Origin of the sequence: Mesorhizobium cantuariense, from assembly GCF_042647205.1 — a bacterium.
Classification (GTDB): Bacteria; Pseudomonadota; Alphaproteobacteria; order Rhizobiales; family Rhizobiaceae; genus Mesorhizobium; species Mesorhizobium cantuariense.
The window spans coordinates 22,049-37,439 of the sequence record NZ_JBHRVD010000001.1; the positions used below are offsets into that span (position 1 = coordinate 22,049).

The window sequence follows — 15,391 nt, forward strand, 5'->3', positions numbered from 1 at the left end:
CCAAAGGGATGACCGCTCGCCGCTAAACGGCAATGCTCCGGTAAATCACAACAAAGCCTTGGGCAACATGGCGACGCCGGTCCTGGTGGAGTGACCGAATTCGGCGTCAAGATCAGGACGAAAGCCTTGCTTCGCGACAAAACCGTCGCGCTCGGCATCCATCTGGATGCGCGACATCGGGAACGCCCACGCCTTTACCCGTCACATCGATGCCGGCGTCGTCTTGGTCAACTGTTTCGACCGCGCTGACATGGACCTCGAGGTGACTACAAGCAGACTGGGACCGGGCCGACAAATGCCTTGAAGCGCTGACACAATAGAGCGGAGCGCCTCTTCCCGCAAAAGGAATGCTACGTCAACAAGCATGCAATGTGACGCTGGGAGTAAGCGCGCCAGTGGCTGCGAGGAGCCAGTCAGGCGGCACCGAGCTCAAAGAATTTCGCATAAGGACCATGTGCGAAGTGTGCCCGCAACTCATCAAAATTCCATACCGTTTCGTGCAACGGGCGCGTTTCTTGGCGCTCAAGGACGCCGCTACCAGGGAGCTGAAGCGCTGGAACGCCAAGGAAATCCAAGACAGTTGCCACGCAAGCGCCGGGATCGCGAAGAAGCCACTCATACTCGATTCCGAGCATGTTAGTTAACCCGAAGGCGCTCACGACCCGAGCGTGGAAATCATCGGCAGCTTTGAAGTAGGCCTCACAGGCGGCGAGTGACAATGTCACGGGTGACGGTGGAGCGGTATTCTTGTCCGAACTGAACTTAAGCCACTGGCGAGTTTGTCTTGCCTGCACTAGCGATCTCAGCGATTCCAATGTGTTTCTGCGAATTAAAAGGATGACCTTGAGGCCCTCCCAACGGGCCAGTTGTCCAAAAAAGCCCGGACGCTCGTAAAACTGAGGTTCGTTGATCTTGCAGCCAACATGCGTCACCTTCTTGTCGCTTCTCGTCGGGTAGTGCAAGAAGGCCTGCTCCAGGAGTTCGCGATCGCTGCGTAGCAGGCGATCCTTATCGGGCCAATTCGTATCATATGTATTGAGCAACTCACCGTTGCTTAACACATTCGGATGCTCGTTTAGCAATTCTTCCAGGTAGTGCGTGCCACTCCTTGGCATCGCCAGGATTGCAAATGGCTCAGGAGAAGTGCGGAGATGGGTCATTGAGTGCGTTTCCGATTAACATTTGCGAAGGATCCAGCAAAGAATCCTGGCACCGCCGGCTCTTCAAACTGGGGGGTGGCTTTGCTCCGTAGCGCTCAGCACCTGCTCCGATTCCATCCGGACCTTCTATAACAGGTGACATCTTCGCTGGTGGTGTTGTGCGTCAGTTGCGCCGGCGCCTCGGCCTTCGATATCCGCTCGCGCCACTTCTTCCAATCCGAGCACGCTTACCTCCAGGCTGTAGCGATGCTGCACCCGTGTCTCCTTCTTTAAGTCGCAAGCAGTATCAACGCAGCAGACGTCGGCGAAGCAATGCAGACGACAAGAAGAATGCTACTACTGCGTAAATGCAAAGAGCGCCGATATGCACGCCGACATCAACAACCGGGCGACCGAGCATTGCCGGACGAATGAGGTCGATCGAATGTGCCAGCGGCAAGAAGCGTGTTACCTGCTGAAAGGCGCCAGGCAGTTGGTTGATTGGGAAGACAGCGCCGGACAGGAACAGCATGGGCGTGATCACGAGCGTCTGGTAAAACACGAAATAGTCGTAGCTCGGCGCAAGGGCGGTGACGACCATCGCCAAACTCGCAAAGGTTAGGCCAGTGAGGGCGATGACCGGCAGCGTATAGAGCACGGACGGCCAAGCCGCATAGCCCAGCATGGCGGCAATAATTGTAATTGCCGTACCGGCCAGGAAGGCCCTGGTGGCTGCCCACGCCAACTCACCGAGAATGATGTCGCCGAGGGTGAGCTGGGTGTACAAGATCGCTTCCCAAATGCGCCGGTCGCGCATGCGAGCGAAAGCCGCGTAAATTGTTTCGAAGGTCGAAGCGGTCATCGCGCTTGCCGCGATCATCCCGGCTGCCAGGAAAGCACTGTACGAGGTACCTTCAACGCGACCGACCATTATTCCGAGGCCAGAGCCTAGTCCGAAAAAGTAGATCATCGGATCGGCTAGGTTGCCGAGAATTGACGCAAGTGCCACCTTCTTCCATGCCAGATAATTGCGGCGCCACACGGCAAGCCAATTCCACGCGTTGGCGGGTAGAGCCGCCGCAAAACCTTCGTCCATCATTCACTTCTCCATCTCGCGCCCGGTCAGCCGCAAGAAAACGTCCTCCAGATTAGGGGGACGCTGCAGAAGCCGCAGACCAGCGCGCTCGCGTAGCTGCACCCGCACCTGTTCCGGATCGGGCGCATAGCAATAGAGTGTTTCGCCGCTCATCTCGATGTGCTGAACGTAAGGCCTGATCAGCGAACTCAACTCCCGCGGATTGCCACCGAAGATCTCGATCACATGGCACCCGATATGCTTATCGATCAGGGCGTGAGGGCTGCCCTCGGCGATATTGCGTCCATGCTCGAGTACGCACAACCGATCGCAAAGCCGCTCAGCCTCCTCCATGAAGTGGGTCGTTAAAATAATCGTCTTGCCGCGCGCCAGCAGGATACGCAGGCGCTCCCAGATCAGGTGGCGCGCGTGCGGGTCCAAGCCGGTGGTCGGCTCATCCAATACGAGCAGCTGCGGGTCGTTGATCAACGCACGTGCCAGCGTTAGGCGCCGCTTCATACCGCCGGATAGCTCGGCCACACGTGCATTCGCCTTGCTCTCAAGGCGGGCAAACTCGAGGAGCGATGGGATCACCGCTTCAAGCTCGCGAGCGCTCTTGCCAAAATAGCGTCCGAAGACCAGCAGGTTCTCGCGCGCTGTAAACTCGAGATCAAGGTTGTCGAATTGAGGGACCACGCCGACGCGCATGCGGGCCCAGCGAGCGCGTGACGGCACAGGTTCACCAAGAACCGTGATCTTGCCCGCGTCTGGCGGTATCATGCCGAGGACCATACGCGCGATCGTGCTTTTGCCCGCGCCATTCGGTCCCAGAAGGCCGAAGCACTCTCCCGGTGCAACGGTGAACGACAGCCCGTCGACAACGATTTTGTCGCCGTACGACTTCTTTACCCCGGTGAGTTCCATTGCAAATTTAGACATGCGCTTACGTCAGCCTTCGAAAAGCTATTCGGCCTGTGAGCTCCGCATGCTCGATGAGAAGCTCGGCTCGTCTGGGGTCAGAGCTTCTAGTCTTACTCGTCGCGGCAAATGCCGCCACACGTCGCCAGCCCCGCAGAGCATTGCGAAGGATCTTCCCTGTCAGTTGACCCAGTAATTGCGAGACGTGCTGTAGTCTTTGATACAGCAATCGTGATTTGCACGATGAATTGCCTGTTTCTCCTGTTTTGCACAGTGCCAATTTTGCGTGACAACCAATCACTATTGCTCAACGTACACAGCGCGTAGATTTTCACCGGAATTATCAGAAAGATTTGGATGAATGTGTGAAGAGCAAAGCCGAAAAATCGCAATTCACGTGCACGTAACGCTGCCACGCTGCAGCGAATCAATGTCATCGATGCGATCACCAGGACCGTCCACCACGGCATTTGGCCCGTGAGTGCGAGCTGCGCGATCCCTGTTAGTACTGAAACGGCGAGCAATAGCGGACCTAGATTCTGTCCGACCACGTCTAACGTGAGGTAGCCATTGAGGCTGGGCAGGAGGGGCAGCCCTAGCAGCGTGTCTCGAAAAGTGCTCCGCGCCCAGCGGAGTTGTTGGCGCAAATACGGCACCAGCCTGTCCGGAACGACTGTTGCGGCGATGGCGTCCGAAACGTATTCGGTTTGAAAGCCTGCTTTCAACATGAGGATCGTTAGATGACGATCCTCACCGAAGTCGCTCGGCTTCCCTCGAAACAGTTGCGTCTCGTACTGATCCAACAGGGAAACGAGCGCGGAGCGGCGGTACATAGCACATGGGCCGCAGCAACACATAACCGCACCGAAGCGAGCCTGTGCGGCGCGTTCCGTGTTGCAAGCCAGCCAATACTCCATATCGATCAATCGGGTCAACCAAGTGTCCATCCGGTTGCTGGCCGTCAACTGCCCCATGGCCGCCCCGATCACTGGATTTCGCATCTTTCGTGCAAGCTTGGTGATGACGTCGGATGCGATTGTCGTGTCCGAGTCGATGTTGAGCACCAAGTCTCCTGATGAGCGGCGTATCGCCGCAATCTGGGCCTTGCGCTTTCCGACATTTTTGGGAAGAAGAATGAAGTTGAATCTCGGGTCGCGCGCATAGGTATCGTGTACAGGTACGACGGCGTCGCAATTTGTAGAACCATCATCAACCACATAAACTTGCAGTTTTCCGGCGTATTGTTGGCTTGCGATGGAAGCTAGGCATGCCGAGAGCGTGCGCGGGTCCTCGTTGTAGCAGGGTACGATGACATCTACGCTCGGCCAAGGGTCGGGGCCGACCAGTTCGTCCGATGCTGACGAACCGTTTGTCCGCAGGGCATAAACCGCCTGCAAGCCTTCATATGCGGCCGAGAACAGCGCATAAAAAGACACGACGAAGGTACTGACTGGAGCTAGCAGGTCCATAGGATCTCATTGATCAGTGATGTTGTGGAAGGGAGCGAATTTCATATCCGCGGTCGTGTAACGCCGGAATCAAACGGGACAGCGCCGTTGTGGTCTGGTCACGCAGATGGGCGTAAGCGCCAAGAGTCAGCTCGTCGGGAGGGCACCCGTCGTGCAAGAGCACTATTGCGCCAGGCCGGACTGAGGTGAGCACTGCATCGACGATTGCATCGACGCCGGGGCGAGACCAGTCTCGTGGGTCAACCGACCAATGAAGGGGGGTCAGCCCAGCGATCTCCGAGGCTGTGATCACCTCTTGGCTCCAGGCCCCGTATGGCGCGCGAAAGTAGCGCACCGAGGCCTGCGGGCACGCCATCATGATGGCCAGGTTCGCGTCAAATATCTCACGTTGTACTTCCTCGAATCCGCATCGGGACAGATCCGTATGGGTCATCGTGTGATTGCCTACCTCATGCCCCTCTGCGATCATTCGTTGGATCAGTTCCGGCTGCTCTGCGGCGTAGGCACCGATGACGAAGAAAGTCGCCGGCACCCGATGTTGCGCCAGCACGTCGAGGATCTGCGGTGTGAAAAGTAGGTTAGCACCGTCATCAAACGTCAAATAAACGCTGCGATCGCTAACGCGGTCGGCGAACTCAAACGGCACTTCGGACAGATAGTTGGGGTTCATAGCTCTGGCCCGTTCCTGTCAATTATTGCACCCGTCGGCCAATCGCTCATCGGCCGCGTAACCGGTAAGACCACAACGAGCACGTCCTCAAGGCGCGTCGGCGGGAGGTCGGGATATACCTCTGCTTGGGTCGACCGTACGCGAACGCCCGACACAATGGTCGCCAAGTCGTCTCTGAAGAATCTTACAATATGGTTTCGCAGCGCGTGCCGAACCGTGCCGAAAGCGAATGGAACGCCAAGCTCCTGCAGCACTGGATAGACGACTCGGAACGAAAGGCTGATTCCGAGTCCTTCAAGATCCGGACGCACCCCGTACAATCCGAGTTCGCCCACCAGTTGATCGACTTCGCCAACCTTAATGAAGCGGCGTAGTAAGCCCATATGAGCCGCTACACCGCGCGAGTCATAGCCGATTGCACGCAACTCGGGTCTTGCTCCGGCCCAACTCCGATTGCCTGCAAATGGCTTCGCATTGAAGACCCCAGTCGGTCCATAAGTCTTTCGGAAGAAGTCGGCGAGTTCGATGTGGTCGGCCAGTTGCAACTCATTTTCCCAGCACAACCTCCATCGTAGCTGTGAGCGCATGGAAGCCTCATCTTGGTTACGGTTTCTCGAGCTAAGCGCCCACGCAATTAGCTTGTCGCGCCGAGCCGCCGCGACGTAGCTTGCGCAGATCACCGACAAATCTGGTCGCAATGGACATGCGACGCGCTTGATGTTCCACCCACATCAGAAGGTTTAGGGCTTCCATCCTTGGATACCCTATGCAAGGTTCTGCAAAATCGGTACAATCGTTTGTTTAGATGAAGCGCATACACGCTTTGGATGGCTTAAGACATGCGTTTCAAGGGTCTTGATCTGAATCTGCTCGTGGTGCTTGACGCGCTGCTGACCGAACGCAAGCTCACGGAGGCGGCACGCCGCATCAACCTAAGTCAGCCGGCGATGAGTGCGGCCGTCGCCCGGCTGCGCGATTATTTCCATGATGACCTATTTATCCTGAGCGGCCGCGTACGTATTTTGACACCGCGTGCGCAAGCGCTCGCCCCCGCAGTCCGTGACGCACTCCTGCAAATCCAGCGCTCGATTATTTCCCAGGACCCGTTTATCCCAGCTCAATCCGATCGGCGCTTCAGGATCATTCTTTCCGATTTCATCACACTAGTATTTTTTGGGAAGGTCGTGGAGCGTGTTGCCCGGGAAGCACCCTCCGTCAGCTTCGAATTGCTGCATGTCGACGACGAGCCGGATGAGCTTCTCCGGCGCAGTGACATCGATTTTGTAATTCTTCCGGATTTGTACACGTCGAGCGCGCATTCAAGAGTGGCGTTGTTCGACGAGAGGCTCGTGTGCGTGGGCTGCCCTACGAACAAACAGCTACCACGGCAGGTTACACTCGAGAGATATTTGTCGATGAGGCACGTTGCGGTCAGGTTCGGGCGCGCGCTGAGGCCCTCTATCGACGAATGGTTTTTCCTTGAGCATGGTCTTAAGAGACGTGTCGAGGTCGCCGTGCAGGGCTTCAGCATGATTCCGCCCATGGTGTCAGGCACAGATCGTGTAGCGACCATGCCGTTACGGCTGGTTAAGCATTTCGAAAAAACGTTCCCCCTGAAGATCATTGAACTCCCGCTGCCGCTTCCCACATTCACCGAGACCGTCCAATGGCCCGCCTTTCACAACAGTGATCCGGCAAGCATCTGGATGCGGGAGATGATGGTGCAGCAGGCGTCCCGGATGGCTACTCCAACGTGAGATCACGGGAGGTCGCAGAGTTCCTGGGTCTACTGAGCGTCTCCCACCGACTCCCGGGTCATAGCCCATGTCGGATGAAACCGATGCTAGCGGCAAGTGCGCCCGCGAGGTCGTCTAGCGCCGAGTTTCCTCAGGAAGCCAATCATCTCCACCACGGTCGTCTCTGCCTTGGCCTGTCAGAGCGCCAGGCCAAGGCCTTCCTTTAACCAGAGCCACTCCAGCGAGACCCGGGCCTTCGTTCCGAGTGCGTACGCCCCTTTTTCGAGTCCTGGAGCGGATGCCGTTATGGCGCAAAATGGGCAAACTGGAGGTCTCGAAAAACCTCCCCATTTTGACCGGTTTGTGATTCACTGCCGTTGCGATTTGGAAGGAGGGATTGGATGCGGGGACAGGCCGGGTTCTGGGATATCGATGAGCGCTATGCTCGGCTAAGCGAAGCCGGCGATCCCCTGGAGAAGTTGAACGCCGTTGTGCCGTGGGAGGTTTTCCGCAAGCCTTTGGCCAAGGTGCTGAAGCGCTCGGACGGCGCCAGGGGCGGTCGTCCTGCCTACGACCCGGTGATGATGTTCAAGATCATGGTGCTGCAGGCGCTCTACGGGCTGTCCGACGACCAGGCCGAGTTCCAGATCCAGGACCGGCTGTCCTTCATGCGCTTCCTCGGACTGGGGCTCGGCGACAGAGTGCCAGACGCCAAGACGATTTGGCTGTTTCGCGAGCATCTGACGCAGGCCTGCGCGGTGGAGAACCTGTTTGCCCGCTTCGACAAGCACCTCGCCAAGGCCGGCTATCTGGCGATGGGCGGGCAGATCGTCGACGCCACCATCGTGGCGGCGCCGAAGCAACGCAACACCGACGCCGAGAAGGCCGACATCAAGGCGGGCAAGGTGCCGGACGCATGGAAGGAGAAGCCGGCCAAGCTGCGCCAGAAGGATCGCGATGCCCGCTGGACGGTGAAGTTCTCCAAGGCCAAGGTCGCCGAGGAGGGAAAGGCGCAGCAGCGCGACATCGCCATTCCCGCTTTCGGCTACAAGAACCATGCCGCCATCGACCGCCGGCACGGCTTCATCCGCGGCTGGAACGTCACGAGCGTATCCGCCTATGACGGCGCGCAGCTTCGCAACGTGCTCAACCGCGCCAATACCGGGTCTACGGTCTGGGCCGACACCGCCTATCGCTCGAAGAAGAACGAGGAGTGGCTCGACCGGAACGGATATGTCTCCGAAATCCACCACAAGAAGCCGAAGGGCCGGCCTATGAGCGAAGCGACGTCGCGGGCCAACGGCCGGCGCTCAAAGACCCGAGCCTTCGTCGAGCACGTCTTCGCCCGTCAGAAGGCGCAGATGAAACTCTTCATCCGCACGATCGGCATCGCCCGCGCCAGGACCAAGATCGGCATGACGAACCTCGCCTACAATCTGATGCGCTACGTCTGGCACCAGGGGCGAACTGCGCCTGCATGACGCCAAAAGCGGCGGAAAACGCCGCCGCGACGCCAAACTCGGCACCCAGCATCAACCTCAACGACCAAAACCGAAGCCACTTCCCGCCATCAGCCCGGGCCGAACCGCTTTGCCGCCCCACAGGTCTCGGAAATGCCGTAGTTCGAGGTGCCCAACTGCCAAGAATATCGTATTTTATCTGGGGAGAGACTCCTCAGCGTTGCGCCGGCGGCTTGACGTGCCGGAACTGCATAAGCAGCAAGATTTTGAGACCGACAAGAGAAATGTATTGACCTGATAGAATTCTATCAGAGCGCCGAGTATCCTTTCACAAATGAAAGGATAGCTCGATTGACTATCCTCCCTCGATCCGGTCACTTCGTCAACGTGCGGTTGCGCCTGACAGAAGCCGAGATGGCGGCCCCGCCTTAAGAGTCTGACTCATAATGTTTTTGAAGCGGATCAATGGTTTGCCAGCCTGCGCGTCATGAGCTGAGCGGAGGCCAGCAAGAGCCATGCGGTGGAACTTTCGATCGTGGCCTCGAAGTCCTTGGCCAGGCGTCGGTTTCGTCCGAACCATGCAAAGGTGCGCTCGACGACCCATCGACGTGGAAGCACTTCGAAGCCCTTGGCGGTGTCGGATCGTTTGATGATTTCGAGCGTCCAGTCGCCTTTCCCATGAAGGGCGGTCTCAAGCTTCTCACCGGCGTAAGCGCCGTCGGCGAAGACGTGGCGCAGCCAAGGAAAGCTGGCTCGAATGGAGGCCAGAACGTCGGGAGCGCCGTCGCGGTCCTGGATATCGGCGGTATGGATGACCGCGCCGACGAGCAAACCCAGGGTGTCGGTGAGGATATGGCGCTTGCGGCCTTTGATCTTCTTGCCGGCATCGTAACCGCAAGGCCCGCCGCTCTCCGTGGTTTTCACGCTTTGACTGTCGATCACGCCGGCGCTGGGTGAGGCTTGGCGACCGGTGGCCAGACGCACGCTCATCAGCAGCAGATGATTGATGGTGCTCCAAAGGCCGCAGTCGCGCCAAGCGTAGAAGTAGCGCTGCAGCGTCGACACCGGCGGCAAGTCCCTGGGCAGCATCCGCCATGGCAAGCCACTGCGCAGCACGTAGAACAGTCCATTCATGATCTCGCGCCGCGACCATTTCGGCGGGCGCCCAAGTCGGGACCGGGGCGGAATCACCGGATCAAGAACCGCCCACTCCATATCCGTCAAATCGCTTGAATACCGCAGCCCTTTGCGGGCATGCTTGGCTCGGGTGATATCGGTCCACATGGGATTCTCCGTCGATGCTTCGCAACACCGACTGAATCACAAGCCGCTGATATCACCCAACTTCTTTTCGGGTCAGACACTAAGAGGAAAACCAAGACATGCGTCAGGCAATGCCCCGCTTGGCGGGCAATCGGATGGTGGCGCCCCAACTTCATGTCAGGGCCATTTTCGCGCTTGTCCGAAACGTCGCAGCTGCACCCTGCAATGGGCATTGTTTTCAAAGCGCGAGATCGAGGACGACATGCATCACAACATCGGCAAACCCGAACAAAGGGCCAGGAAGACGCCGTCGTGCGACAAGGACGCGCAAGGGGCTAACGCAAAGCCCGAGAAGAACGACGTGATCCCTGGTGTGCAGCCGTACGAAAGCGCGTTTACCGGGATCTCCGAAATATCGAAAGTACTCGCCGCTCCCTCCCGACTCGAAGTGGCTTTGGCCAAAACTCTCAAGCTGCTGCGCTCGTTTGTGCGGATGCAACACGGCATCATCTCTTCGTTCAACGGTGACGGCGTACTGGACATTGCCGTAAGCACCGAGTGGGACGAGAGCAGCGATGAGCGCTACCGCAGGCGCCTGCCGCGCAAGGCAATCGATCAGATTATGACGACCGATACGCCGCTCGTCGCCGAGAACATAGCGCTGCATTTGGCCTTCAGTGCCGCCGATATTGAAATGCTCGGGGCCTCAGACACCGTAGCAGTGTCGTTCATCGGCGTTCCCATTCGCGTGGATGCGAACGTCGTGGGCACCCTGACCATCGACCGCGCCCTGGACAATGGGCCAAGGTATCCGCCCGATTGTGATGTCCAGCTGCTCACCGTTGTCGCCACCCTGGTGGGACAGACCATTAAGTTGCATCGTTTGTCCCCCGGCGACCGCGCGCGACCGATGGCGGAGGGGGAACGGTTGCAAAAGCAGCCTGCGCGGGAGCGTAAGAAGGTTTACGTCAAGGGGATGATTGGCGACAGTCCAGCGCTAAACGCGCTGCTTGAGAAGATAGCGGTGGTTGCCAAGGCAAAGAGCACGGTTCTGATACGAGGCGAATCCGGTACCGGGAAGGAATTGGTTGCCAGGGCCCTTCACGAGTTGTCGCCGCGCGCCAAGCGACCCTTCGTCAAACTTAATTGCGCGGCATTGCCTGAAACAGTCCTGGAATCCGAATTGTTCGGCCATGAAAAGGGTGCCTTCACCAGCGCGTTCAATTCGCGCAAGGGACGGTTTGAGCTCGCTGACAAGGGGACGTTGTTCCTCGACGAAATCGGCGAGATCTCGGGGTCGTTTCAGGCAAAGCTCCTGCGCGTTCTCCAGGAGGAGGAGTTTGAGCGCGTCGGCAGCAACCAGACCGTTAAGGTCGATGTTCGCGTGATTGCCGCCACGAACAAGAACCTGGAAGAGGCGGTTGCAAGGAACGAGTTCCGCCGCGACCTCTACTATCGCATCAACGTGGTTCACCTGCAGGTGCCGGCGTTACGGGAAAGGCGCAGTGATATTCCGCTCCTCGCGGCTGAGTTTCTCAAGAATTTTAGTGATGAGAACGGCCGTACGCTGACCTTCGATCCGAGTGCGATTGAGGTACTGAAGAACTGTGAATTTCCCGGCAACATCCGTGAGCTCCAAAATTGCGTGCACCGGGCAGCGGTCTTGGCGGCGGGCCCATCTATCTTCAGAAAGGACCTTGCCTGCTGCGACGGTCAGTGCTTTGCCGCGGCGCTGTGGAAGGCCTCGCTGCAAGCTGGGCCGATCGTCCCGGTGCCAGTGAAGTCGAGCACGCCGCCGGCCGACGCCACCGGTTCGGCCGCCCTTGGGGTCCCGCCTCCCATAGGCGAGCTTGCGCCGTTAGCGCCTGCCGGCCCAGCCTACTTAAATGGCGCGAGGGTGACTGATGCCGATCGTGTCATTGCGGCTATGGAAAAATGTGGCTGGGTCCAGGCAAAGGCGGCGCGCCTGCTCGGGCTGACGCCGCGCCAGATTGGGTACGTGCTGAGGAAATATGGCATCGAGATCAAGCGTCTGTGAAAGGACTTTTAAGCGAAATCGACAAATCAAGCGTTGGTGGTTTGGGGAAGCCCGAGCCGCTCCATCGCGTGCATTTGAAAAGGTCTGCATGCTGAACCAATTGAGGGGTGCGCGTCATGATCGAGGGCGCCGCCACGGCACACCCGCATCCTTCAGGTCCTGCATAATCCGAGATATGCCGGCGCCTTCGTCTACGGTCGAACGCGTGGACGGCCCCGGGCGGGCGGTGGCGTTTCGCAGATCAAGGTGGATATGGCTCGGTTCGTCATCCCCGACATGCATCCAGGTTATATCGCCTGGGAGTGCTTTAGGGCCAACTAGGAGCGTCTCACCACCAATGCACAAGCCTATGGAATGCAGCGCCGCGCCGGACCGGTGCGCGAAGGCAGCGCCTTGCTCCAGGGCCGCGTTCTCTGCGGCCCTGTGCGGCGAGCGCATGGGAGTTCATTATAGCCAAGAGCACGGCAAACCCGTCCCGACCTATATCTGCCAGGAGACCGCCACCCGTCGTGGCGGCAAGGTATGCCAGTCCGTGCCCGGCAAAGTCGTCGACCCCGCGGTGGGTGCATTGCTTGTCGAGCTGATGACGCCGATGACCCTTGACGTCACCCTGGAGCGGACGCGTCATGACGCCGAGCTCGCCCGGCGCCGCTACATGAAGGTCGATCCCGCCAATCGCCTCGTTGCCGACACTATCGAGGCCGAGTGGAACGAGAAGCTGCGGCCCCACACCGACGTCGTCGAAGACTATGAACAACGCGCGCCCGAGCAAGCCGCTGCCCTCGATGCCGAGACGCAGCAACGCGTCCGCGATCTTGCCGAGCAGCTCCCGCGGATCTGGAGCGATCCCCGCATCGACATGAGTGAGCGCAAGCGCATCCCGCGTCTGCTGGTGGCCGACGTCACCCTGGTCAAGGCCGAGAGGATTATCGCAAACGTGCGACTATCCGGCGGGGCGACCCGCACCTTGACGCTGGACCGGCCCTTGCCGATCGCCCAGATCCGCAAGTTCAAGCCTGAGCTCGTCGCCGATGTAGACCGCTTGCTCGACCGTCATTGCGATCGCGAGATCGCCGATATCTTCAATGAACGCGGTCTGCGAAGCTGGGAAGGCAAGCCGTTCAACTCAAGAAGATCGCCTTCATCCGTGGGGCCTACAACCTGCCCGGCCGTCGCCAGCGCCTGCGGGATTGTGGTCTGCTCATCACCCAGGAAGTGGCCGAACACTTCGCGATCGCCGAGACCACGGTGCATCAATGGGGGCGCCAGGGCTCATCACCAAAGTCTGCAGCGACAATCTCAACCGTGGTCTGCGGGATACTCCTTCCGGCCTCACGATTATCAAAGGCCGCCCGGGTCCGAACGCCGTTCCCGCCCGCCGTGCCTTAATTACCGCTCCATCAACCGGACAGGACTCATTATGAAACATTCAACCCAGCGCTATTTGCAGATGACGCCGGATCTCCTCGAGGCGGCCAGCGAGCGCTTTGCACCGTACGCGATGGAGGCCAACCATGACGGATAAAAACCTCCTTGGTCCGTGGATTCGTCGGTTTCTACTGGAACATCTTGTCGCCGAGCGCAATCTTTCCCGCAACACCCAAGCCAGCTACCGCGACACGCTGGCTCTGTTGCTGCCGTTCGCTAGCAAACAGGAAGGCTGTGCCATCGATTGCATGACCGTCGAAGAGCTGACGCCGGAAGTCGCCCGTAAGTTCCTGGACCATCTGGAACGTGATCGCCGATGCAGCGATGCAACCCGCAACCAACGGCTTGTGACCATTCATTCACTGGCTCGCTTCATCGGCACGCGGTCGCCGGTCCACCTGGCCTGGTGTTCCGAGATAAGGGCAATCCCATTCAAGAAGACCGCAAAGGCCGCGATCGGATATCTCGAAGAGGCCGAGATGGATGCGCTTCTCGGTCAACCCGACAGGCGTACGACTCTGGGGGCGCGCGACCATGCTCTGCTGCTATTCCTGTACAACAGCGGTGCTCGCGCGGATGAGGTAGCAAAATTGACGGTCGGCAATCTTCAACTGGGCGCGTTTCCTTCAGTGCGTCTTCATGGCAAGGGGAACAAGATCCGGATCTGCCCATTGTGGCCAGCGACGGCAACATCGCTGGCCCGCCTGGTGATCGATCGGGATAAAAGCGATGCAGTCTTTCTTGGGCGGATGAAGGAGCCTCTGACGCGGTTCGGAATACACCGCGTCGTGACGCAATATGCTGCCATGGCAAGCAAAGCCGTTCCGACCCTGACCAAGAAGCGCGTCAGCCCCCATACGATTCGGCACACGACAGCCGTCCACCTCCTGCGTGTAGGTGTCGATATCAACACGATCCGCGTTTGGCTGGGCCATGTGTCGTTGGACACCACGCACATCTAAGCCGAGGTGGATCTGCAAATGAAGGCCAAGGCGTTGGCCAAGGTTGATATCAGCAGCCTGAAAAAGCCCCCACGTCAACGATTCCCTGCCGTCATTGATGGCATTCCTGAAAGCATTGTAGTGCAATTGCCATCGCCGTTCTTCTTTATGTGGCGGCTTGGGCCGAGGAAATCACCGAGAGCCTTGGCTCACCCCTGCAGCCGCAACATAAATCTGGCCGCAACATAACGACTGCAGCCATAGCCGCCGGGATGGACGGCGCGATACGGCGAGCATTAGCGTGCCCCGGCTCTTCAGTTCCAGCGCCAGCCCCGCCCATTCGGCTCCGGAAGCCGCCGCAGGCCCTGCTTGAGCCCGCCCTGGCGAACAGCCGGCGCTCAAGCGCGTCGTCGGTCAGCTCGCCCGGCAGCGGCCAGTTCAACCCCGCCTGCCGGAGCTGCACGCTTCAGATTATTATCCTGCACGGTGCTGCGCGCTGTGCCCAGCCTCTGGGCGATCTCTCGGGCGCTCGTTCCGTCACCCGCAAGCCGCAGCATCTGTCGTAAATGTCTCATGGTCAGCCTTCTCTTTGCCGGCATTACGCGTCTCTTGTTCCAAAGGACCGTCATGCCAAAGTTGCTGACCCAGGTGCTCCTTCTCAGGCTTCAAAGTGGCCGGATATTAATCGGAATGGTGGCCAGCTTCACGTCGGAACGGCGGCCGGCTTCAAGCTAGAATGCCCGGCCGGATATGTCGGAATCTGCACGTAAACCTTTCCGTCGTCGGTGCGCTCGATGATGCCCCAATCGATCAGCCCGGACAGATCGTCATGCACGCGCTTCAGGTGCTCGATCAGCTCCCACCGCTTGGGGCTGATCACCGTGAACAGCTGCGAGGGCGAACTGAATGTGAAGGTTCCGAAGGGATACCCGTTCGCATGGCCTTCTTTGCGCGCTCGATGGACTCTACCAGAACGGCATCGGCATCGCTGCGGACCTGGATACGCGCTGTTTTCATGACTGCTATCGCCTCAAAGAAGCCGCTGAAGCCTTTGCCCGGGAAACAAAGTCAAACTAACAAATCCACATCTGTCCTGCCTTGCGGGTGGAGGAGTTTGACTGACCTTAACCGGGGGAATATTGAAGTGACCCGCGGGGACACATCGCGCATGGTCCAGCTTCGGGATGGACTGCTGTCGAGACTGATCAGCCCGGAGACGCCATCGCGAATCTGCGAGATAGATGCGACGCAGCC

The 15,391-nt window shown here is 58.8% G+C and carries 17 protein-coding genes; 7 read left to right on the forward strand and 10 right to left on the reverse strand.

What is annotated here, in order from left to right:
* Positions 1-45: 45 nt before the first annotated feature.
* The 7 genes from ACFOJ9_RS00105 to ACFOJ9_RS00135 form a co-directional block, all read right to left on the reverse strand.
* Entirely contained in the window at positions 46-177 is a 132-nt protein-coding gene (locus ACFOJ9_RS00105) for a hypothetical protein (protein ID WP_378921994.1), read from the reverse strand.
* 236 nt (positions 178-413) lie between these two features.
* A complete protein-coding gene (locus ACFOJ9_RS00110; RefSeq protein ID WP_095082100.1) occupies positions 414-1,160 on the reverse strand; it encodes a sulfotransferase in 747 nt (248 codons plus the stop codon).
* Between the two features lie 286 nt (positions 1,161-1,446).
* Positions 1,447-2,235, reverse strand: a complete 789-nt coding sequence (locus ACFOJ9_RS00115; RefSeq protein WP_378987468.1) for an ABC transporter permease — start codon at positions 2,233-2,235, stop codon at positions 1,447-1,449.
* Positions 2,236-2,238: 3 nt separating this feature from the next.
* Entirely contained in the window at positions 2,239-3,153 is a 915-nt protein-coding gene (nodI, locus tag ACFOJ9_RS00120) for a nodulation factor ABC transporter ATP-binding protein NodI (RefSeq protein ID WP_378976333.1), read from the reverse strand.
* Positions 3,154-3,245: 92 nt separating this feature from the next.
* Positions 3,246-4,601, reverse strand: coding sequence for a chitooligosaccharide synthase NodC (gene nodC / locus ACFOJ9_RS00125; RefSeq protein ID WP_378976335.1), 1,356 nt, complete (start codon positions 4,599-4,601; stop codon positions 3,246-3,248).
* Between the two features lie 13 nt (positions 4,602-4,614).
* Positions 4,615-5,271 (reverse strand): chitooligosaccharide deacetylase NodB, encoded by a 657-nt coding sequence (gene nodB, locus ACFOJ9_RS00130; RefSeq protein ID WP_378976337.1) that lies wholly within the window; start codon positions 5,269-5,271, stop codon positions 4,615-4,617.
* Positions 5,268-5,858, reverse strand: coding sequence for a NodA family N-acyltransferase (locus ACFOJ9_RS00135; protein WP_378976339.1), 591 nt, complete (start codon positions 5,856-5,858; stop codon positions 5,268-5,270). Before ACFOJ9_RS00135 ends, nodB begins: the two co-directional genes overlap by 4 nt.
* Positions 5,859-6,110: 252 nt before the next feature.
* On the opposite strand from ACFOJ9_RS00135, the gene ACFOJ9_RS00140 reads away from it, so the two are divergent.
* Together ACFOJ9_RS00140 and ACFOJ9_RS00145 are read left to right on the forward strand one after the other, a co-directional pair.
* Positions 6,111-7,028, forward strand: coding sequence for a LysR family transcriptional regulator (locus ACFOJ9_RS00140; RefSeq protein WP_095082092.1), 918 nt, complete (start codon positions 6,111-6,113; stop codon positions 7,026-7,028).
* Between the two features lie 380 nt (positions 7,029-7,408).
* Positions 7,409-8,488: an IS5 family transposase gene (locus ACFOJ9_RS00145; protein WP_378976341.1), complete on the forward strand. Its 1,080-nt coding sequence runs from the start codon at positions 7,409-7,411 to the stop codon at positions 8,486-8,488.
* 441 nt (positions 8,489-8,929) lie between these two features.
* On the opposite strand, the gene ACFOJ9_RS00150 is transcribed toward ACFOJ9_RS00145, so the two are convergent.
* Positions 8,930-9,751, reverse strand: a complete 822-nt coding sequence (locus ACFOJ9_RS00150; protein ID WP_378976343.1) for an IS5 family transposase — start codon at positions 9,749-9,751, stop codon at positions 8,930-8,932.
* Between the two features lie 241 nt (positions 9,752-9,992).
* Between ACFOJ9_RS00150 and nifA the strand changes: the two genes are divergently transcribed.
* The 5 genes from nifA to ACFOJ9_RS00175 all read left to right on the forward strand — a co-directional run bounded on the left by nifA (position 9,993) and on the right by ACFOJ9_RS00175 (position 14,386).
* On the forward strand, positions 9,993-11,768 hold the full coding sequence (gene nifA, locus ACFOJ9_RS00155) for a nif-specific transcriptional activator NifA (RefSeq protein WP_095084246.1): 1,776 nt from the start codon (positions 9,993-9,995) through the stop codon (positions 11,766-11,768).
* A 159-nt stretch (positions 11,769-11,927) separates the two neighbouring features.
* A complete protein-coding gene (locus ACFOJ9_RS00160) occupies positions 11,928-12,089 on the forward strand; it encodes a hypothetical protein (RefSeq protein ID WP_378987471.1) in 162 nt (53 codons plus the stop codon).
* A gap of 115 nt (positions 12,090-12,204) precedes the next feature.
* The gene (locus ACFOJ9_RS00165; RefSeq protein WP_245331019.1) at positions 12,205-13,293 is read left to right on the forward strand and encodes a hypothetical protein; all 1,089 of its coding nucleotides are present in this window, start codon (positions 12,205-12,207) and stop codon (positions 13,291-13,293) included.
* Positions 13,283-14,158, forward strand: a complete 876-nt coding sequence (locus tag ACFOJ9_RS00170; RefSeq protein ID WP_206073677.1) for a tyrosine-type recombinase/integrase — start codon at positions 13,283-13,285, stop codon at positions 14,156-14,158. The genes ACFOJ9_RS00165 and ACFOJ9_RS00170 overlap by 11 nt, the downstream gene beginning before the upstream one ends.
* An 18-nt stretch (positions 14,159-14,176) precedes the next feature.
* Positions 14,177-14,386, forward strand: a complete 210-nt coding sequence (locus ACFOJ9_RS00175) for a hypothetical protein (RefSeq protein ID WP_206073676.1) — start codon at positions 14,177-14,179, stop codon at positions 14,384-14,386.
* A 149-nt stretch (positions 14,387-14,535) separates the two neighbouring features.
* On the opposite strand, the gene ACFOJ9_RS00180 is transcribed toward ACFOJ9_RS00175, so the two are convergent.
* The gene (locus ACFOJ9_RS00180; protein ID WP_378976346.1) at positions 14,536-14,766 is read right to left on the reverse strand and encodes a helix-turn-helix domain-containing protein; all 231 of its coding nucleotides are present in this window, start codon (positions 14,764-14,766) and stop codon (positions 14,536-14,538) included.
* A 74-nt stretch (positions 14,767-14,840) separates the two neighbouring features.
* Positions 14,841-15,017 (reverse strand): DUF2087 domain-containing protein, encoded by a 177-nt coding sequence (locus ACFOJ9_RS00185; protein ID WP_245331018.1) that lies wholly within the window; start codon positions 15,015-15,017, stop codon positions 14,841-14,843.
* Between the last annotated feature and the right edge of the window lie 374 nt (positions 15,018-15,391).